Annotated in this window: 19 protein-coding genes; 11 read left to right on the forward strand and 8 right to left on the reverse strand. The window is 68.3% G+C overall.

The window, feature by feature from the left end:
- From OYT95_RS05090 to OYT95_RS05100, 3 genes are read left to right on the forward strand one after another with little or no spacing between them, the layout of a single operon-like run.
- Positions 1-411, forward strand: coding sequence for a DUF1707 SHOCT-like domain-containing protein (locus tag OYT95_RS05090; protein ID WP_037244957.1), 411 nt, complete (start codon positions 1-3; stop codon positions 409-411).
- Between the two features lies 1 nt (position 412).
- Positions 413-751, forward strand: a complete 339-nt coding sequence (locus tag OYT95_RS05095; protein ID WP_037244955.1) for a hypothetical protein — start codon at positions 413-415, stop codon at positions 749-751.
- Between the two features lie 2 nt (positions 752-753).
- Entirely contained in the window at positions 754-1,086 is a 333-nt protein-coding gene (locus OYT95_RS05100; RefSeq protein ID WP_268792200.1) for a VanZ family protein, read from the forward strand.
- Here the strand turns inward: OYT95_RS05100 and OYT95_RS05105 are convergent.
- From OYT95_RS05105 to OYT95_RS05115, 3 genes are all read right to left on the reverse strand, one after another.
- Positions 1,050-1,838 carry a tyrosine-protein phosphatase gene (locus OYT95_RS05105; RefSeq protein WP_112299279.1) on the reverse strand — a complete coding sequence of 263 codons (789 nt, stop codon included), beginning with the start codon at positions 1,836-1,838 and terminating at the stop codon, positions 1,050-1,052. The two genes, OYT95_RS05100 and OYT95_RS05105, sit on opposite strands and share 37 nt — an antisense overlap.
- Entirely contained in the window at positions 1,835-3,178 is a 1,344-nt protein-coding gene (gene lat / locus OYT95_RS05110; protein WP_268790906.1) for an L-lysine 6-transaminase, read from the reverse strand. The genes OYT95_RS05105 and lat overlap by 4 nt, the downstream gene beginning before the upstream one ends.
- Before the next feature lie 65 nt (positions 3,179-3,243).
- Positions 3,244-3,708 (reverse strand): Lrp/AsnC family transcriptional regulator, encoded by a 465-nt coding sequence (locus OYT95_RS05115; RefSeq protein WP_037208656.1) that lies wholly within the window; start codon positions 3,706-3,708, stop codon positions 3,244-3,246.
- A 30-nt stretch (positions 3,709-3,738) separates the two neighbouring features.
- On the opposite strand from OYT95_RS05115, the gene OYT95_RS44650 reads away from it, so the two are divergent.
- From OYT95_RS44650 to OYT95_RS05130, 3 genes are read left to right on the forward strand one after another with little or no spacing between them, the layout of a single operon-like run.
- A complete protein-coding gene (locus OYT95_RS44650) occupies positions 3,739-4,650 on the forward strand; it encodes a 2-oxoadipate dioxygenase/decarboxylase family protein (protein WP_442972544.1) in 912 nt (303 codons plus the stop codon).
- A complete protein-coding gene (gene amaB / locus OYT95_RS05125; RefSeq protein WP_442972561.1) occupies positions 4,553-6,022 on the forward strand; it encodes an L-piperidine-6-carboxylate dehydrogenase in 1,470 nt (489 codons plus the stop codon). Before OYT95_RS44650 ends, amaB begins: the two co-directional genes overlap by 98 nt.
- 30 nt (positions 6,023-6,052) lie before the next feature.
- Positions 6,053-7,057, forward strand: a complete 1,005-nt coding sequence (locus OYT95_RS05130; protein WP_268790908.1) for an acyl-CoA dehydrogenase family protein — start codon at positions 6,053-6,055, stop codon at positions 7,055-7,057.
- Here OYT95_RS05130 and OYT95_RS05135 read toward each other — a convergent pair.
- Positions 7,054-7,590, reverse strand: coding sequence for a LiaF domain-containing protein (locus tag OYT95_RS05135; protein ID WP_268790909.1), 537 nt, complete (start codon positions 7,588-7,590; stop codon positions 7,054-7,056). The genes OYT95_RS05130 and OYT95_RS05135 overlap by 4 nt on opposite strands.
- Before the next feature lie 86 nt (positions 7,591-7,676).
- Between OYT95_RS05135 and OYT95_RS05140 the strand changes: the two genes are divergently transcribed.
- Complete coding sequence (locus OYT95_RS05140; protein ID WP_156046805.1) at positions 7,677-7,817, forward strand: hypothetical protein; 141 nt, start codon at positions 7,677-7,679, stop codon at positions 7,815-7,817.
- Between the two features lie 13 nt (positions 7,818-7,830).
- On the opposite strand, the gene OYT95_RS05145 is transcribed toward OYT95_RS05140, so the two are convergent.
- The gene (locus tag OYT95_RS05145) at positions 7,831-9,315 is read right to left on the reverse strand and encodes an HNH endonuclease signature motif containing protein (RefSeq protein ID WP_268790910.1); all 1,485 of its coding nucleotides are present in this window, start codon (positions 9,313-9,315) and stop codon (positions 7,831-7,833) included.
- A 102-nt stretch (positions 9,316-9,417) separates the two neighbouring features.
- On the opposite strand from OYT95_RS05145, the gene OYT95_RS05150 reads away from it, so the two are divergent.
- Both OYT95_RS05150 and OYT95_RS05155 read left to right on the forward strand, forming a co-directional pair.
- Positions 9,418-13,926, forward strand: a complete 4,509-nt coding sequence (locus tag OYT95_RS05150; RefSeq protein WP_268790911.1) for an ATP-dependent helicase — start codon at positions 9,418-9,420, stop codon at positions 13,924-13,926.
- Between the two features lies 1 nt (position 13,927).
- Positions 13,928-14,677 (forward strand): DNA-formamidopyrimidine glycosylase family protein, encoded by a 750-nt coding sequence (locus tag OYT95_RS05155; RefSeq protein WP_112299272.1) that lies wholly within the window; start codon positions 13,928-13,930, stop codon positions 14,675-14,677.
- Here OYT95_RS05155 and OYT95_RS05160 read toward each other — a convergent pair.
- Entirely contained in the window at positions 14,674-15,405 is a 732-nt protein-coding gene (locus OYT95_RS05160) for a DUF1353 domain-containing protein (RefSeq protein ID WP_037244936.1), read from the reverse strand. The genes OYT95_RS05155 and OYT95_RS05160 overlap by 4 nt on opposite strands.
- Positions 15,406-15,412: 7 nt before the next feature.
- A complete protein-coding gene (locus OYT95_RS05165; RefSeq protein ID WP_037244933.1) occupies positions 15,413-15,991 on the reverse strand; it encodes a TetR/AcrR family transcriptional regulator in 579 nt (192 codons plus the stop codon).
- A 53-nt stretch (positions 15,992-16,044) separates the two neighbouring features.
- Between OYT95_RS05165 and OYT95_RS05170 the strand changes: the two genes are divergently transcribed.
- Positions 16,045-17,004, forward strand: a complete 960-nt coding sequence (locus tag OYT95_RS05170) for an oxygenase MpaB family protein (protein WP_268790912.1) — start codon at positions 16,045-16,047, stop codon at positions 17,002-17,004.
- 184 nt (positions 17,005-17,188) lie between these two features.
- A complete protein-coding gene (locus tag OYT95_RS05175; RefSeq protein ID WP_268790913.1) occupies positions 17,189-17,725 on the forward strand; it encodes a hypothetical protein in 537 nt (178 codons plus the stop codon).
- On the opposite strand, the gene glpD is transcribed toward OYT95_RS05175, so the two are convergent.
- The gene (glpD, locus tag OYT95_RS05180; protein ID WP_005239930.1) at positions 17,703-19,445 is read right to left on the reverse strand and encodes a glycerol-3-phosphate dehydrogenase; all 1,743 of its coding nucleotides are present in this window, start codon (positions 19,443-19,445) and stop codon (positions 17,703-17,705) included. The genes OYT95_RS05175 and glpD overlap by 23 nt on opposite strands.
- Positions 19,446-19,460: the final 15 nt, after the last annotated feature.

The raw sequence follows: 19,460 nt of genomic DNA on the forward strand, positions 1-19,460 counted from the left end.
ATGTCTGACGTTCCCGAGATCCGTATCGGCACTGCCGAACGTGAGCAGGCCCTGAACTTGCTGAGCGAACATTTCGCGGCGGGCCGTTTGACGGTCCCCGAGTTCGACGAACGCAGTCTCGCGGTCACGAATGCCACCACCCGCGGCGAGCTCGATCGAGTGTTCACCGACCTCCCCGCGACCACGGTCGGCACGCCCGCCAAAGCCGAATCGGCCGGCACCGACAACGACCAGAATTGGCGTCGCATCGTGATGTCGGTGATCCCGCTCGTCGCCCTCGTGCTGTTCTTCGTCGTCCCGGTCGACAACAGCTGGTTGTTCTTCCTGATGATCCCGGCCGCCGGCGCCATCCTGTTCGGCACCCGCGACGACCGCCACGGCCGAGATCGCCGCCGCGACCGGGACCGCTGACGTGGAACCTGTCGAGGTCAATGCGGGTGGCTGGTACCTGCGCGCGCTGCGCGCCGACGAACGGGTCGACGATCGTCCGGCGCTCGCGGACGGTGGAATCGCCGAACCCGAGTACGTCGCCCGCCGCACGGCGCAGTGGCTGAACGACGAGCACTATTCGTGGGCGATCTGCCAGCCCAACACCGGCGAACTGCTCGCCGAGGTGGGGCTCACTCCGTCCGGGGACTCCGCGACCCTCACCGGCTGGGCGCGGGCCGGCCACGAGGACGCGCTCGCGAGCGGATCGGATGCGGTGCAACGGTTTGCGGAGGGCGCACTGGGGTTCACGGTCCAGCGGTGAATATGCGATCCGTTCCGGTGGCGGCCCTCACCGTGCTGGCACTGGTCATGCTGCTGTCCCCTGCGTCCGCGACGCCGTCGGGTCCCGAGCATGCCGACAAGGTGGTGCACGCCCTGCTGTTCGCGGCGCTGGCGGCGGCCTCCCGGTATGCGCTCCTGACGCCACGGATCACCGTGCTCTGGCTCGCGGCGTTCGCGGTGATCACCGAGATACTGCAGGGCGTGCTGCCGATCGGCAGGCACGGATCGGTCCGGGATCTCTGCGCCGACATGGTGGGTGTGGCGATCGGGTTGGCCGCTCAGTCCGCGATCATGCGCTCCCGCAGCAACGTCTGAACCCCGGTGTCGAGGCCGAGGCCGTCTGAGAAGTACCGCTCGACGGTCCCGTACTTCTCGCGCATGGTGGCCAGGGACACTTCCAGGTACTGCTCACGGACTCCGAGCACGGGCTCGAGCAACGCCGGATCTCCACCCGCGTCGACGAATTTCTCGAACACGCCCGCGAACGACGGAAGCAGGAGTTCGTTGGTCAGCAGGTAGTCGTGGAACACGTCGTCCTCGCCGACTCCGAGGAGCAGCAGTAGCGCCGCCGTGGCCCAACCCGTCCGGTCCTTGCCGGTGGTGCAGTGCACGAGGGCGGGCGTGTTGCCGTTCGAGGCCAGGCCGCCGAACAGTTCCCGGTACGAGGAGACCGCGCTGGGCATCACGACGAAGTCGCGGTAGCTGCCCTCGAAGTAGTCGATTGCGCGTCCGCCGCCGAGTTCCCGTTCGGCGATCATCGGGTCGGCGATGACCTGGAGCATCTGCGCGGGGATCGATCGGATCCCCTTGTCGGCGAGGACGTCCAACGCGACCGCACGGGCCCCGTCCGGGAGTTTGTCGGGCGCCGCGTCACGCTCGTCCGCGGTGCGCAGGTCGTACACCGTCCGGATCCCGAGGCCGTCGAGCAGCGGCATGTCCGTGTCCACGACCCGGCTGAGATCCGTCGAACGGAAGTACACGCCGGTGCGCACTTTCGCGCCGTCCCGGGTTCGGTAGCCACCGACGTCTCGCAGATTGGGCACGGACGTGAGCGGTATCGGCGTCATGCGTCGACGGTACCGCCCAGCACTCGGGCCAGTGCATCCACGGCGGCGTCGAGTTCGGCGGTCGTCACCGTCAGAGGTGGGCGGAACCTGATCCCGCGCTTGCCGGTCGGCAGGATCAGCACCCGCTCACGCTCCCTGAGTTCGGCGACGACGCGGTCCCGCCGCCGCGGGGTGGGGAGCGTGATCGCGCACATGAGGCCACGTCCCCGCGGCTCGGTCACCTCGGCGTTCGCTCGTGCGAGTTCCCGCAGTCGCTCGAGGAGATGCGCCCCGGTCATGCGGGCTCGGTCGACGAGCCTGTCCTCCTCGACGATCTCCAGGATCCGGCGGGACCGCACCATGTCGGTGAGGTTGCCACCCCAGGTGGAGTTGATCCGCGAGCTGACGGCGAACACGTTGTCGGGGATGTCGTCCACCCTGCCGCCGGCCATGATTCCGCAGACCTGAGTCTTCTTGCCGAACGCGACGACGTCCGGGTGCACTCCCATTTGCTGGTACGCCCAGGCGGTGCCGGTGAGACCGCACCCGGTCTGCACCTCGTCGAAAATGAAGAGGGCGTCGTTCTCACGGCAGAGCGCCTCCATCGCCCGGAAGAACTCCGGGCGGAAATGGTGGTCGCCGCCCTCGCCCTGGATCGGTTCGGCGATGAAACACGCCACGTGCGAGGGGTTCTCGGCGAACGCGCGCCGCGCCTGGTCCAGTGCGCGGCGCTCGGCGTCTTCGACGTCCCGGCCGTCCGCGAGGTACGGGGAGTCGATGCGCGGCCAGTCGAACTTGGGGTACCGCGCCACCTTGCCGGGCTCGGTGTTGGTGAGCGACATGGTGTATCCACTGCGCCCGTGGAACGCCTCGGTCAGATGGAGCACCTTCGTGCCGAGCGCCGGGTCGAGGCCCCGACTCTCGTTGAGCCTGCTCTTCCAGTCGAACGCCACCTTCAGAGCGTTCTCGACGGCGAGTGCTCCACCGTCGATGAAGAAGAGATGCGGCAGTGCGGGATCGCCCAGCACCCGGGCGAACGTCTCGACGAACCGTGCCATCGGGACGGTATAGATGTCGGAGTTGCTCGGTTTGTTGACCGCCGCCGCTGCCAGTTCCCGGCGAAAGGCGTCGTCGTCCGCCAGTTCCGGGTGGTTCATCCCCAGCGCCGACGAGGCGAAGAACCCGAACATGTCCAGGTAGCTGGTGCCGTCTCGCTGGTCGACGAGATGCGTACCGCGTGAGCGTTCCAGGTCGAGCACCAGGTCGAAACCGTCGACCAGAATGCGCTCGCGCAGCACGTCGTGCACCTGGCTCGCCGGCAGCTCGCCCCCATCTCCGGTAAATCGAATCGCTGTGCTCATACCGAGAGATTACGTCAAAATTCCTGTGAACCGGCGACGATTCGGCAACATATCCGGAACAGAGCTCACCTGTCGTAAAATGTTTGCAAGATGATGGTGCTGCGCGTGTGTACGTTGGCGGTGGCACGGATCTCCTGCAGCAGGTGTTCCAGCTCCCGTGGGGAGGCGACGCGCACCAGCAGCACGTAGCTCTCCTCCCCCGCGACCGAGTGACACGCTTCGATCGCGGGGAGGTTCCGCAACCGGGCGGGCGCATCGTCGGGCTGCGACGGATCGAGAGGGGTGATCGCGACGAATGCGGACAGACCGTGCCCGAGCGCATCCGGATCGATCTTCGCGGTGTACCCGCGGATCACTTTGCGGGCCTCGAGCCTGCGCACCCTGGACTGCACAGCGGAGATCGACAGCCCCGCCTTCTCGGCGAGTGTCGCCAGAGTCGCCCGGCCGTCGGCCACCAGCTCCTGCATCAGTACCCGATCGATGTCGTCGAGAGGAGTATGGGGTGCGTCGCTACGAAAAGATTCCACCACCAGCGCAGGCTAGCCCAGCGGAGGTGCATCATGGTTGAAACGTGGGAGCTCCGCTCCCGCTTTGCCGGGGCGCTGGCCGCATCGTACGGCCGGGAGGTGCCCGCCTACAACACGCTGGTCGACGTGGCCGGTGCGGTCAACGCCGACTTCGCGGCACGGAACCCGGCCGACGCCGAACGCCGTGGCGGCCTTGCCCGGGTCACCGCGGAACGCCGCGGCGCGATCCGGCTCGGTGGACCCACGGAGCTGCGTCAGGCGGCCATCCTGTTCGCGGGCTTCGGTATGCACCCCGTTGGCTGCTACGACCTGCGCGGCGCATCTGCTCCCGCACCTGTCGTCTCGACGGCATTTCGTCCTGTCGATCCGATCGAACTGGCCCGCAACCCGTTCGGGATGTGCACATCGATGCTCACCACCGCTGATCGCCGGTTCTTCGACTGCGACCGGCAGCACCGCCTCGAGAATGCCCTCGCCGCGCGCACGGTGTTTCCCACGGAACTGTTGCACCTCGCCGCGCTCGCGACCGAGGAAGGCGGGCTGACGCCGCCCGCTGGGAGCGCGAGTTCCCCCGGACGGAAGCCGAACTCGAGGCGAGGGGGCTGGCGTACTTCACCCACCGGCTCTCCGGCGGGCAACACGTCGCGGAGCCCATCCGCTTCGAGGACTTCCTCCCCGAGGCGGTGGGCGCCGGCCTCGTCGACCTACCGTGGCTCGCCGAAACACTCGGCCGGCCCGTGCACGACCCGTTCACGCTCTACCGACAGCAGCAGGATCGAACCCGAGAGAGGACAGCATCGTGAACCTTCCCGCCCCCGAGGAGTTGTGCCGCCGCGCCGAGGAAGCACTGATCAGGTGTGGTGCCGAGATCACCGACGCCGGTGGACCGCTCGTCGCGCGCACACCGATCACCGGGACCGAACTGCGCAGGGTGACCGCGAGTAGCGCGGACGACGTGGACCGGGCGATCACCGCGGCGCACGACGCCTTTCTCGAGTGGCGTTCCGTCCCCGCCCCCCAGCGCGGCGCCGTGGTGCGTCGCCTGGGTCAGCTTCTGACGGAACACAAGACGGATCTGGCGGAACTGGTCACCCTCGAGGCGGGCAAGATTCCGTCCGAGGCGCAGGGCGAAGTGCAGGAGATGATCGACATCTGCGAGTTCGCGGTCGGTCTGTCACGCCAGTTGTACGGCAGGACGATGGCGTCGGAACGTCCGGGACACCGGCTGATGGAGACGTGGCACCCGCTGGGAGTTGTCGGGGTGATCTCGGCCTTCAACTTCCCCGTGGCCGTGTGGTCGTGGAACACCGCCGTCGCGCTGGTCTGCGGCGACACGGTGGTGTGGAAGCCGTCGGACCGGACTCCGCTCACGGCCATCGCCTGTGATGCACTGCTGGCGCGCGCTGCCCGCGACCTCGGCGCACCCGCCGGGATCCACGCCCTGGTCCAGGGTGCGGGGGATGTCGGTGAGCGTCTCGTCGACGACGCACGCGTGGCGCTGGTCAGCGCCACCGGATCTGTGCGGATGGGTCGCGCCGTGGGTCCGCGCGTCGCCGCGCGCTTCGGCAGATGCCTGCTCGAACTGGGCGGCAACAATGCAGCGGTGGTGGCCCCGTCCGCCGATCTCGATCTGGCCGTGCGGGGAATCGTCTTCTCCGCCTCGGGCACCGCAGGCCAGCGCTGCACGTCCCTGCGGCGGCTGATCGTGCACTCGTCCGTCGCCGACGAACTGGTGCAGCGCATCTCTTCGGCGTACGGCCAGCTGAAGGTCGGAAATCCGTTCGACGACGGCGTCCTCGTCGGCCCGTTGGTGAACCGATCCGCGTTCGAGGCCATGCAGACCGCGTTGGACAAGGCCCGCGCCGACGGCGGGACCGTCGTCTGCGGCGGCGAACGCAGTGGGGGCAGCGACTCCGCCTACTACGTCTCGCCCGCCCTCGTCCGGATGCCCGCGCAGACGTCGGTGGTCGAGGAGGAGACGTTCGCACCGATCCTCTATGTCCTCACCTACGACGACTACGACCAGGCGATCGCGTTGCACAACGAAGTGCCCCAAGGCCTCTCGTCGTCGATCTTCACCACCGATCAGCGTGAGGCCGAGAGGTTCCTCGCGGCAGACGGTTCCGACTGCGGCATCGCGAACGTCAACATCGGCACGTCGGGGGCGGAGATCGGCGGCGCATTCGGCGGCGAGAAGGAGACGGGTGGCGGACGCGAATCCGGGTCCGACGCATGGAAGGCCTACATGCGTCGCGCGACGAACACTGTCAACTACTCCGATCGACTCCCGCTCGCGCAGGGGGTGGAGTTCACCTGATCGGCGGCGGCGACCGGCTACTCTCGGGGCGTGAGCAACTGGACCGAGATGGCGAGTGAGATTGCCGAGAACGTGTTGTTCCCGGTGGCCGACAGCGTCGATGCCGACGGCGAGATTCCCGACAGTCACTTCGAGACTCTCGCCGCCGACGGCTTCTATGGACTCGCGGCACCGGGCGAAGAGGGTGTGACGCCGTCGGTGCTGGTCGACGTGATGGAGACGTTGTGCGGCGGCTGCCTCGCGACGGCCTTCACGTGGATGCAGCACCACGGCGTCGTCGCCGGTCTCGCCGGTTCCCCGAACACGGCCCTGCAGGATCGCTATCTCGACGGGCTCATCGACGGGACCGTGCGGGCCGGTGTCGCACTGGCCGGAGCGATACCCGTCCCGCCCACACTGTGGGCACGCAGCGTCGACGACGGCTATGTGCTCGACGGGGTGTCACCGTTCGTCACCGGCTGGGGCATCGTCGATCTGCTCCAGGTGTCGGCGCGCGACGAGTTCGACGACTCCATCGTGCATGTCATCATTCCCGCGCAACCACTTCGGGGACTCACCGCCGAGGAACTCCCGCTGATCGCCGCGCGCGGGTCCAACACGGTCCGGTTGAAATTCGACGGGCTCGCCGTGCCACGGGATCTGGTGAGCGCCGTCGTCTCCTCCGAGGATTTCGCGAAGAGCCAGCTGTTCGGGTCGTGGATCAACGGGTGCATGGCGATGGGGATCACCCGCCGGGCGATCAGCGAACTGGAGGCTCTCGGCGTCGACGCCGACCCGTTCGAGGAGCAGGCCGCCCGGGCACGCCTCGACCTCAACGCCGCGCTCGAAGGCCGGGCGGAGATCGCCGAAGCACGGGCCCGCGCTTCGGAACTCGCCATCCGCACCGCCACTGCCCTCGTCACGGCGAAGGGCAGTTCGTCACTGCTCGCCGGGAACACCGCGGAACGACTGATGCGTGAAGCCACCTTCACACTCGTCGCAGCGGGACGTCCGGCGATCAAGTCGGCGTTGCTGGAGCGCCTCGGCCGCGACTAGCGGGTGCGGACCCTCAGGTCACCGAACAGCGAGTACGACACGATGCGGATCGTCGGCGCCCCGGGCCCGGGATCCTGTGCACCGGCGTCGAGTTCGCGGTCGCCGAAGAGGTCGAAACCACCCACCTCGACGTGCACGCCCTCCGGAACGGTGATCGTGCTGTCACCGAACAGTGTGACGAGCGTGATCGTCGACGTGCGGGCGCCGATCACGGCCGACCGGAGGTCGAGCTTCACGTCCCCGAACACGAGCAGGGCCAATGTCTTCACGGCGAGCGACCAGCGGCCGGACCGCTTGGTGTCGCCGAAGATTCCGACGATGGTGGACTGAGGTCGCGACACCGGTGCCGTCGGTGCCTCGACGGGCACCAGCCGCCGAAGGCGCTCGACGTCGACGTCGCGTGACCAGACGATCGCGGCTTGCTCCGAATACTCCTCCAATGTCAGCTTTCCGTCCCCCACCCCCTTCTCGAGGCGGGCTTGTGCAGCCTCGCGGAGTCGGTCGAGTTCGTGGCTGTCCCCTGCAGCAGTCATGGCTCCACCGTAGCTGTCGGTGCCCTCGTCTACTGTCTGACAGCTCCACCCGTGATGCACCGCCCCTTCGACCGAAGCGAGACAACGTGTTCAGGATTTTCCGCGCAGTTGCTCTGGCGCTACTCGCTGTGGGCGCCTATGTGGTGGTCTCCGAGCACGAACCCGCCACCGTCGAGTTGCCGTCGCCGTCGTTCGTTCCGGCGGCCGCGGATCTCACGACAGTGTGAGACCAAACCCCGACTAGGGCACTCCGTCCTCGGCTAGGGGCACTCTGTCCCCGGCTCGTGCCCGGTCGCGGGCTTTCCGGCAAGCGCGACCGATCAGCTCACCGGCGTGGTGTCGGTGATTGATTCGCGGTCTTCTGTCCGGGTCTATGTGCGGTGGCGGAATCCATTCGGTGCGTCCCGCGTACGTGGCACCGGGTGGCGCGCTGGTGGTCGCCCAACCTGCAGGCCCGTCGTGGACCTGGGCGTGGCAGGCATCGCACACGAGCGTCAGTGAGTCGATGTCGGTGTGTCCGCCCTTGCGCCACTCCTGCACGTGGTGCACCGCGCACATGCTGGCCGGGGTCGCGCAACCCGGTCGTGTGCATCCGCCTTCGGCAGCGATGAGAGCGAGGCGTTGATCCGCGCTCGCCACTCGTCGGCGCCGGCCCAGATGCAGGGGCCGGCCGTCGTGGTCGAACAGGACGAGCACCGGGTGAGCGCGTTCGGCGAGTTTCAGCGCGTCATCGACCGGAAGGAGTCCGCCGGTCGCCGTGGTGGCCACACCGCCGGCTGCCTTCTCGAGTTGGTCGAGGGTCATGGTGACGATCGCCGTGACGGGCAGACCTCGATGCTGACCCAGGATCCCGGATTCGAGCATGACCCGGAACTTCGCACTGAGGGCGTCGTGGTTTCGCTGCGCAGCGGTGCGGTTGTCGCGCGCTGCCGCCGCTACCAGTGCTTCGCGGTCGATCGACGGATTCTCGGCGTCGCCGCAGGGTGACTCCGGGTCGTCCGGGTTGTTCATGCCGGGGCGAGCCCATTTCGCGAGGATCGGGTCGAGCAGAGCACGCGCAGTGGGGTCGAGTTCACCGGAGATCTTGGACATCAGTTCGGAATCTTGACGGCCCAACGAAACACCACGCCGTCGGGAACGATCACGGTCGTCACCCAGGTTTCCGTCGGGATTGAGATGAGCAAGGAGGCGGTGGCCGGCACTCTCGACATCTTCGGGCGTACCGCCTCGCGCACACTGCGCCAGAATCGACTCCGCCAATGCGACATCGGCATTGTCGACCGCATGCGGGATCTTTCGCATGATCTTCCGGACGGCGCGCGCATGGTCGGCGCCGATGTCGCCATCCCGTTGCGCGGCGGCGGTTTCCGGCAGCGCTGCCTCCATCTGCTCGCCCGAAGTTGTATGAAACAGACCGAGGTCGCGGGCCGACGCTACCCGAGCAGAGGCGTCCGCCGCCGAGACGCGGAGCACCTCGATCAGGAGCTTGTTCGGTGAGTTGTAGCCGAGCGTCGCGGGCAACGAGCGTTCGACACTCTCGACGATCAGTCGCAGCGAGACCGAACCGGCGCGGCGGAGGGACTTCTCGAGCTGCTGCATGATCAGCACCACATCAGAATCCGACACACCACTGAGGTCTGCGTCGAGCAGGCCTGACACGGCAGCGTCCAACGCAGTGAGGTGTTCCATCACCTGACCTGCCGCCAACCCCCCGGTCGAACTCATGTGCGAACCATACTGCGCCCCACCGACACGTTCGCCGAACGGGATTGTCGACCGCCCGGTATGTTTCCGCTGCCTGTCGTACCTCCGGTGCACTATGGAACAGTGACCGACGTCCTGGGCAGGTTCTCCGCTGCCACCCGTGAGTGGTTCGACGGTGCCTTCCCGGCGCCGACGGCCGCGCAGCTCGGTGCGTGGGAGTCGATCGCCAGCCGCGCGCACACTCTCGTCGTGGCCCCGACCGGCTCTGGCAAGACGCTGTCCGCGTTCCTGTGGTCCCTCGACCAACTCGCCGCCACCGACGGGAAGGACCGCAAGACCAAGGTCCTCTACATTTCCCCGCTCAAGGCCCTGGGTGTCGACGTCGAACGCAACCTGCGCGCCCCGCTCGTCGGGATCACGCAGACGGCCAAGCGGCTCGGGCTCACGCCGCCGGAGATCTCGGTGGGCGTCCGCTCCGGCGACACACCGGCAGGCGACCGGCGCGCCCTGATCAAGAATCCGCCCGACATCCTCATCACCACCCCGGAGTCGCTGTTCCTCATGCTCACGTCCGCCGCACGCGAGACGCTGACCCAGGTCGACACCGTCATCGTCGACGAGGTGCACGCGGTGGCAGGCACGAAGCGCGGCGCCCACCTGGCCCTGTCGCTCGAGCGCCTCGACCAGCTTCTCGCCACTCCGGCCCAGCGCATCGGGCTGTCGGCGACGGTGCGGCCGCACGAGGAGGTGGGCCGGTTCCTGTCCGGTTCGGCGCCCATCCGGATCGTCGCGCCGCCGTCGCCGAAGACGTTCGACCTCACCGTGCAGGTGCCGGTCGAGGACATGACCGAACTCGGCCTCGCCGAACCCGCCGAGGGTTCGGCGTCGGCGACCCCGCAGGCGGGGTCGATCTGGCCGCACGTCGAGGAACAGATCGTCGACCTCGTCCTTGCGCACCGGTCGTCCATCGTGTTCGCGAACTCTCGGCGCCTCGCCGAGCGCCTGACGGCGCGACTCAACGAGATCTATGCAGAACGCGCCGGAACTGCCGTCGACAAGAACCCGAAACCGGCCTCGCAGATCGGCACACCGTCCGAGGTCAATTTCGGCGCGGACCCCCTGCTCGCCCGCGCCCACCACGGGTCGGTCAGCAAGGACCAGCGGGCCCTGATCGAGGACGACTTGAAGTCGGGGCGACTGCGGTGCGTTGTCGCGACGAGCAGCCTCGAACTCGGAATCGACATGGGCGCGGTCGATCTGGTGATCCAGGTGGAGGCACCCCCATCGGTGGCGAACGGTCTGCAGCGGGTCGGCCGCGCCGGACACCAGGTCGGGGAGATCTCCCGGGGTGTCGTGTTCCCGAAGCACCGCACCGATCTCGTGCACTGTGCCGTCACCGTCGAGCGCATGGTCACCGGCAAGATCGAGGCGCTCGCCGTCCCCGCCAATCCGCTCGACATCCTCGCCCAGCACACCGTGGCGGCCACCGCCCTCGAGCCGCTCGACGTGGACGACTGGTTCGAGACGGTCCGGCGCAGCGGTTCCTTCGCGACGCTGCCCCGCTCAGCGTACGAGTCCACCCTCGACCTTCTCGCCGGCCTCTACCCGTCGGACGACTTCGCCGAGCTCAGGCCCCGCCTCGTCTGGGACCGCGAAGCCAACACGCTCACCGGACGTCCCGGCGCGCAGCGGCTTGCCGTCACTTCGGGCGGAGCCATCCCCGACCGCGGTCTGTTCACGGTGTACATGGTCGGTGAGAAGGCGTCCCGCGTCGGCGAACTCGACGAGGAGATGGTGTACGAGTCGCGGGTCGGCGACGTCTTCGCGCTCGGGGCCACCAGTTGGCGGATCGAGGAGATCACGTTCGACCGGGTTCTGGTCAGCCCCGCTTACGGGCAGCCGGGGCGGTTGCCGTTCTGGCACGGTGACGGTCTGGGCCGGCCGGCGGAACTGGGCGAAGCGCTGGGGCAGTTCCTGCGGGAGATCTCACTCGGGCACGAGACCGAGGTCCAGGAACGCTGCCGGACCGGCGGTCTCGACGACAACGCGACGAACAATCTCGTTCAGCTGGTCGCCGAGCAGAAGACCGCCACCGGGCAGGTCCCCACCGACCGCACCCTGGTGGTCGAACGGTTCCGTGACGAGCTCGGCGACTGGCGACTGATCCTGCACTCGCCGTACGGTCAGCGCGTTCACGCTCCGTGGGCGCTGGCCGTGAGTGCGCGGCTGAGCGAGCGGTACGGCCTCGACTCGAACGCGACGGCGTCCGACGACGGCATCATCGTGCGTCTTCCCGACACCGAGGACACCCCGCCCGGCGCCGACCTGTTCGTCTTCGACACCGACGAGATCGAGGACATCGTCACCGAACAGGTCGGCGGTTCCGCGTTGTTCGCGTCCCGGTTCCGTGAGTGCGCGGCGCGGGCGTTGCTGCTGCCGCGCCGCACGCCGGGAAAGCGTGCACCGCTCTGGCAGCAGCGGCAGCGGTCCGCCCAGTTGCTCGACGTGGCCCGCCGGTATCCGACGTTTCCGATCCTGCTCGAGACCGTCCGCGAGTGCCTGCAGGACGTGTACGACCTACCGGCCCTGAAGGACCTGCTCCGCAGGCTCGCGCGTCGCCAAATCCGCATCGTCGAGGTGGAGACGCAGTCGCCGTCGCCGTTCGCCGGCGCCCTGCTGTTCAACTACGTCGGCGAGTTCATGTACGAGGGCGACAGCCCACTCGCCGAACGCCGGGCAGCGGCACTGTCCCTGGACTCGACGCTGCTGGCGGAACTGCTCGGCAGGGTGGAACTGCGCGAACTGCTCGACGCAGACGTCATCGCCCACGCCGAACTCGAACTCCAGCGCCTGCTGCCCGACCGCAAGGCGAAGGATCTCGAAGGCGTCGCCGACCTGCTGCGTCTCCTGGGGCCGCTCACGGCGGACGAGATCACCGCACGGTCGATCAGCGATCCCCTCCCCTGGCTCGACGAACTGGTCCGCGCGAAACGGGCGCTCGCCGTGTCGTTCGCCGGTCACGAATGGTGGACGGCCATCGAGGATGCGGCACGCCTGCGCGACGGGCTCGGGGTGCCGCTACCCATCGGTGTTCCCGCCGCGTTCATCGAACCCGTCGACGATCCCCTCGCAGACCTGATCAGCCGGTATGCCCGTACCCACGGTCCGTTCACGACCACCGACGCCGCCGCCCGATTCGGCCTCGGTTCCGCGGTTGCCCGCGACGTCCTGCAGCGACTCGCGCAGGGCAAGCGGGTGGTCGAGGGCGAGTTCCGCCCCGGCGCGACGGGAAGCGAATGGTGCGACGCCGAGGTCCTGCGCCGTCTCCGCAGGCGCTCGCTGGCCGCGGCGCGTCAGGAGGTCGAACCGGTCAGCACCGCGACGCTCGGGCGCTTCCTCCCAGGTTGGCAGCACGTCGGGGGCACGCTGCGCGGCATCGACGGCGTCGCAACGGTGGTGGAACAACTCGCCGGTGTCCCGGTTCCCGCCTCCGCACTCGAGTCACTGATCCTGCCGTCCCGCGTGGCCGACTACTCCCCCGCCATGCTCGACGAACTCACCTCCACCGGCGAGGTCCTGTGGTCGGGCGCGGGCAGCATCTCGGGGAAGGACGGGTGGGTGTGCCTCCACCCCGCCGATACCGCACCGCTCACGCTGACCACGCCCGCGGAATCGGACCTGTCGGAGGTGCAGCGCCGGGTGCTCGACACGCTGTCGGGTGGCGGCGCGTACTTCTTCCGGCAACTCGCGGACACCCTCGAGATGTCCGACGACACCGCGCTGGCCACCGCGTTGTGGGATCTGGTGTGGTTGGGCCACATCGGCAACGACACGCTCGCCCCGGTCCGCGCCCTGCTGTCGGACACGTCCCGGACCACCACGAGCCACCGGTCGCCGCGACGACCGCCGCGCGCCCGCGCGTACCGCAGCCTCACGGTTCCCGTGCGCACCGCACCGCCCACGGTCGGGGGAAGGTGGTCGATCCTTCCCGCCGCCGAATCCGATGCCACGCTGCGTGCCAGCGCGACGGCCGAACTCCTCCTGGAGCGGTACGGGGTGGTGACGCGTGGGTCCGTGATGACCGAGAACGTTCCCGGCGGATTCGCTCTGATGTACAAGGTGCTGGGCACGTTCGAGGACAACGGCCGCTGTCGGCGAGGACATTTCGTCGAGTCGCTCGGCGGTGCGCAATTCTCCACTCCGCCCGTGGTGGACCGACTCCGGAGCTACGCCGACTCGCTCGAGGGCAGGCACACCACTCTTCCCGCCGTGACTCTCGCCGCCAGCGATCCCGCCAACCCGTACGGGGCGGCTCTGCCCTGGCCGAAACGCGGCGACGACGCGCCCGCGCACCGGCCGGGACGCAAGGCCGGAGGCCTGGTGGTGCTCGTGGAGGGTGAACTGATCCTGTTCGTCGAACGCGGCGGGCGCACGATCCTCACCTTCACCGACGACCCCGGCGTGCTCCGCACCGCGGCGGTCACGCTCGCCGGTGTGGTCAAGCGCGGCGGGATCGACAAGATCGTGGTCGAGAAGGTCGATGGCGACACCATCCACGGCAGCGACTTCGCGCCGGTCCTGACCGAGGCCGGTTTCTCGCCCACCCCTCGCGGATTCCGGTTGCGAGCCTGAGATGCCCGAAGGCGACACCGTCTGGCGCACCGCCAACTCGCTTCGCGACGCCCTCGAGGGCAAGGTGCTGACCCGCTGCGACGTGCGGGTCCCGCGGTACGCCACCGTCGACCTGTCCGGCCAACTCGTCGACGAGGTGGTCAGCCGCGGGAAGCACCTCCTCATCCGGGTCGGTGACTACTCGATCCACACGCATCTGAAGATGGAGGGCGCGTGGCACATCTACGCGCCGGACACGAAGTGGCGCCGCCCCACTCACCAGGCCCGGATCGTGCTCGCCACCGAAGACAGGGTTGCGGTCGGATTCTCGCTCGGCATCACGGAGGTCCTGGGGCGTGACGACGAAGAGTCCGCGGTCGGCCACCTCGGCCCCGACCTGCTGGGACCGGACTGGGACGCCGACACGGCGATCCGCAACCTGCGGGAGGCCGGCGACCAGCCCATCGGTCTCGCCCTGGTCGATCAGCGCAACCTGGCCGGCCTCGGCAACGTCTATCGCAACGAAGTCTGCTTCCTCCGCGGCGTCCACCCCTACACTCCGTCGAGCGACGTGGCCGACCTGCCCGCGCTGGTCACGCTCGCGCATCGCATGATTCACATCGACAAGAACAACTCCGTCCGCCATCGGCCGTGGGTGTACGGGCGTGCCGGAAAGCGTTGCCGCCGTTGCGGGACGGTGATCGAAGGTCACGACCTCGGTCAGCAGCAGATCTTCTTCTGCACGTACTGTCAACCACCGATCGTGGGTTAGCGGAGAACCGTGGTCGGCGGCCCGAGCGGCGGCGGTCTGCGAGTCCGTCGGCGGCCGAGCAGCCATGCGGCACCGTCCGGCACCCACAGCACCGCGGCCGTGGCGATCGTCAGCAGATATGTCGGCGCGATGACGGGCAGGAGAAGACACCCGAGCAGAGCGACGGGAAAGTCTCTGCGCCACACCAGCGACAGCACGACCGGAAGCACGAGAAGGAGCGCGGCCAGGCCGAAGTGCGAGGTCGCCAATGCCCACGGCACTCCCACCACCCAGCACAGCATGCCGAGCACCTGGTGCGCGATGAGCAGGAACCGGACGACGTCGGTGAACGTCCAGAACCGGCCGACCTCGACGCCGACCCAGAAGATGCGGCTGCGGAACGGTCCGACGCCCTCGTCGAGCAGGGCGAGCCGGAACAGTTCGTCCGCGTGCCGTCGCAGCGTGTTTCCCTCCGGTCCCTGCGCGCTCGCACGTTTGCACAGGTCGTCGTGCATGATCGCGGGAAGCAGCTGCCGGCCGTACGGGGTGAGCAGGCCTTGCAGCGGTGCGGGGATCGATGCCAGATCCGTGCGGAGAAGGCAGGGCATGGGGGCGCAGCCGGGCACCGTCACCACCGTGTCGCCGTGGACGTAGACGAACTCGCCGACGAGTTGGAAGAACTTGCGGTCGAGTACCCGAAGTTCGGGTTGCGGGCGAGTCGGATCGTCCACGGATACCTGGAACGGCATGCGCACCTCACTCGTGGCCGGCCTTGTTTGCCTCCACCACCAGAGTGACGCAATGAGCGACGAATTGCTCGCGCGACGCGGCAACGGTTCCGTCGAGATATCCGATGAACAGCGTCGTGAGAGCGCCCACTACACCGACTGCGACGAGTTGTTTCTCCACCTCGTCGTCGACGGCGGACAGCTGGTCGTGCACGAGTGCCACGAAGCCGGGCATCAGGTCGATGCCGCGCCTGCTCAGCGCGGGTTCGGACAGCGGCGCGAGGAGCAGCACCCGGCCCATGGCGGGATCGTCGACCATCAGTTTCACGAACGCGCCCACGGCGGCTTCGGCGCGCTGCCGCGCGGTCTCGGTGGATGCCACCGCCTCCACGAGGGCGGCCTGCGCCTGGTTGCCCACGGTGGTGTAGACCGAGCGCACGAACTCGTCCCGGTCCCGGAACGACTCGTAGAAGTACCGTTCGGTCAGCGCCGCGGCGCGGCAGACCGCGCGCACGTTCACCGCAGGCCCGTCCGGGGCTCCGAGCAGCGCGACGCCCGCACGCAGCAGCGAATTCCGCCGCGCTTCCCGCCGGTCCTCCAGCGTCACTCGTCTCACCCCAATCCTTGACTACGCGTGTTGCCAGATCCTAGTCTGACAACGTGCGTAGTCACTTGAACGCGGACGGTACGCCCGTCCCGGCCTCCGCTCCCGTCCCCCTCGGCCCCGACTCGTTGACCTGGAAGTATTTCGGCGACTGGCGCGGAATGCTGCAGGGTGTCTGGGCCGGGTCCATGCAGAACATGCATCCCGGACTCGGCGCGGGCGTCGAGGAACACTCCCGCTTCTTCGACGAGCGGTGGGAGCGCCTCTACCGGTCGCTGTACCCGATCGGCGGCGTCGTCTTCGACGGCGACCGCGCCCAGCAGACCGCGGAGCAGGTGCGGGGGTATCACGACAACATCAAGGGAATCGACAAACACGGCCGCAGGTATCACGCCCTCGACCCCGACACGTTCTACTGGGCGCACGCCACGTTCTTCATGGGGACCATCCTCACGGGCGACCACTTCATGGGTGGCCTCACCGAAGATCAGAAGCGCCGGCTGTTCACCGAGCACATCCAGTGGTACCGCCTGTACGGAATGAGCATGCGCCCCGTCCCGGAAACCTGGGAGGCATTCCAGGAGTACTGGGATCACATGTGCCGCAACGTGCTCGAGGACAACAAGGCCACCCGGGACGTCCTCGACCTGTCCGGTCTCGGTGTTCCCCCGTTCCTGACCTGGCTGCCCGACCCGATCTGGGCGGTTCTCCGGATCCCGGTGGCGAAGGGCTTCGTGTGGCTGACGGTCGGCATGTACGACCCACCGGTCCGCGAACTCCTCGGTTACCGCTGGACCACACGCGACGAGCGCCTGCACACCCTCGTCGGCCGCGCAATCGGCGCCGTCTTCCGTCTGGTCCCCTGGCGATACCGCTACCACCCGCGCGCCCGCGCAGGCTGGGACCGCGAGACCGGACGCGCCCCCGCGCACGCACCGCTCGTCCACACGCCCCGACGCAATCTTCCGCCGCTCGGCCGGCGGGACGACCCCCAGCACTACAGCCCGAAAGTCTGAGTTCCCAGGGAGCTCACAGACAACGCCCACACTGCTCACGGGTTCCGGGACGACGCTGAATCACATGGAATTCATCGCTGTCACAGCCCTCGTCGTCATGGCGCTCTCCGGGGTCGTCGCCGCACACGCACCGAAATCGCTCGTCCACACTCGCTGACCGCGTGCGCGTGGAATGCTCGGGGCCATGGAGTGGGACCTTCCGAAGCTCTTCAACCGCCCCGCGCAGCTGACCGACGCCTCGATCGACACCGAGCGCGTCGCCCGGCGCATCAGCGCCTACATCTACGGCAACATCCTCGTCCTCGCCGCGCTCATCCCCGTCACCAAGGCACAGGAAACCGTCGGCATCGCGATCGTCGTCGGAGCGGCGCTGTCCACATTCCTCGCGCACCTATTCGCCGAGTCCGTCGGGCAGACACTGCGTCTCGACCGCACGCTCACGCGAGCCGAACGCAGCGGGGAACTCCGCGACGGCCTGCCCATCCTCACGTCGGCCGTAGTCCCCAGCGTCATCCTGTGCGCCGCGCTGATCGGCTGGCTGGAGCCGAGGACCGCGCAGTTGATCGCCGAGTTGGTGATGATCACCCGGATCGCGTCGATCAGTTACGTGATCAGCCGTCTCCGCCGCGAGAGAGTCACGTCCGGCACCCACTGGGCGGCGTTCGGCCTCGCCGTCGTCGCGTCGGCCATCGTGATCGTCAAGGTATTTCTGACACACTGACCGGGGGTTCGAGCAGTTCGACCCGCGACTCGGGCGCCGCCGCCCGCAACGCGTCGGCCGACAGGTCGTCCGGCTGGGCCTGCGACTGGACCTCCGCCTCCACCCGCGCCTGATACGTCTTCACCTCGCGGTCGACGGCGTCGGCATCCCAGCCGAGGACGGGGGCCACCAGTTGCGCCACCTGCTCGGCGCAGTTCACACCCCGATGCGAGTACTCGATGGCGATACGCGTGCGCCGGGCGAGGATGTCGTCGAGATGCAGGGCGCCCTCGGCCGCCGCCGCGTACACGACCTCGACCTGCAGGTAGGCGGGTGCGTCCGTGATGGGCTGGAGAAGTTCCGGTTTCCCGCTCGCCTGGTCGAGCACCTCGTCGATCAGCGAACCGTACCGGTCCAGCAGGTGCTTCACGCGGTACGGGTGCAACCCGTACATCTGGCCGAGGTGAACTGTCTGATTGACCAGCGCGAAATAGCCGTCGGCACCGACGAGCGGAACCTTCTCCGTGATGGACGGCGCCATCCGCGCGGGAATGTCGTCGGCGGCGAGATCCACGGCGTCCTCGGCCATCACCCGATAGGTGGTGTACTTGCCGCCCGCGATGGCGACGAGACCCGGCGCCACGCGCGCGACGGCGTGTTCCCGCGAGAGTTTCGACGTCTCGTCGCTCTCCCCCGCGAGCAGCGGGCGCAGACCGGCGTATACGCCGTCGATGTCGTCGTGGGTCAGCGACGTCACCAGCACCTTGTTGACATGACCGAGGATGTAGTCGATGTCGGCCTTGGTTGCCGCCGGGTGCGCGAGGTCGAGATTCCAGTCCGTATCCGTGGTGCCGATGATCCAGTGGCTGCCCCACGGGATCACGAACAGCACCGACTTCTCGGTGCGCAGGATGATCGCGGCGTCGCTCACGATCCGGTCGCGAGGCACCACGATGTGGACGCCCTTGGACGCGCGGACGCGGAACCGGCCGCGTTGCCGCGACAGCGCCTGGATCTCGTCGGTCCACACCCCCGTGGCGTTGATGACGACGTGCGCCTTCACGTCGGCGGTGCGCCCGTCCTCGCAGTCCCGGACGCGCACTCCGGAGACCCGGTCTGCCTCCCGGAGGAACCCGACCACCTGGGTGGACGTACGCACCACCGCACCGTAGTGGGCGGCGGTGCGGGCGACGGTCATGGTGTGGCGGGCGTCGTCGACCACGGTGTCGTAGTACTGGATGCCGCCGGTCAGCGAGTTGCGTTTGAGACCCGGCGCCATCCGGAGCGCACCCGCGCGCGTCAGATGCTTCTGCGCCGGAACCGATTTGGCGCCGCCCATGCGGTCGTAGAGGAAGATGCCGGCCGCCATGTAGGGGCGCTCCCACACCCGGTGGGTGATCGGGAACAGGAACTTGAGCGGCTTCACCAGGTGCGGCGCCAGGGTGGTCAGCGACAGCTCACGCTCCCGGAGCGCCTCCCGCACCAATCCGAACTCGAGCTGCTCGAGATAGCGCAGACCGCCGTGGAACATCTTCGACGAGCGACTCGACGTGCCGGACGCGTAATCGCGTGCCTCGACCAACGCCACCTTCAGCCCGCGGGTGGCCGCATCGAGGGCCGCACCGGCTCCGACCACACCACCGCCGATCACGACGACGTCGAACTGTTCGGTCTGCAGCTTGTCCCATGCGGCATCACGCTGCCGGGGACCGAGGAACTGCACACCTGGCTGACTACTCAACTCGGGCTCCTGTGA

The organism is Rhodococcus sp. JS3073 (genome assembly GCF_026810085.1).
In the GTDB taxonomy this organism is placed as follows: domain Bacteria; phylum Actinomycetota; class Actinomycetes; order Mycobacteriales; family Mycobacteriaceae; genus Rhodococcus_F; species Rhodococcus_F wratislaviensis.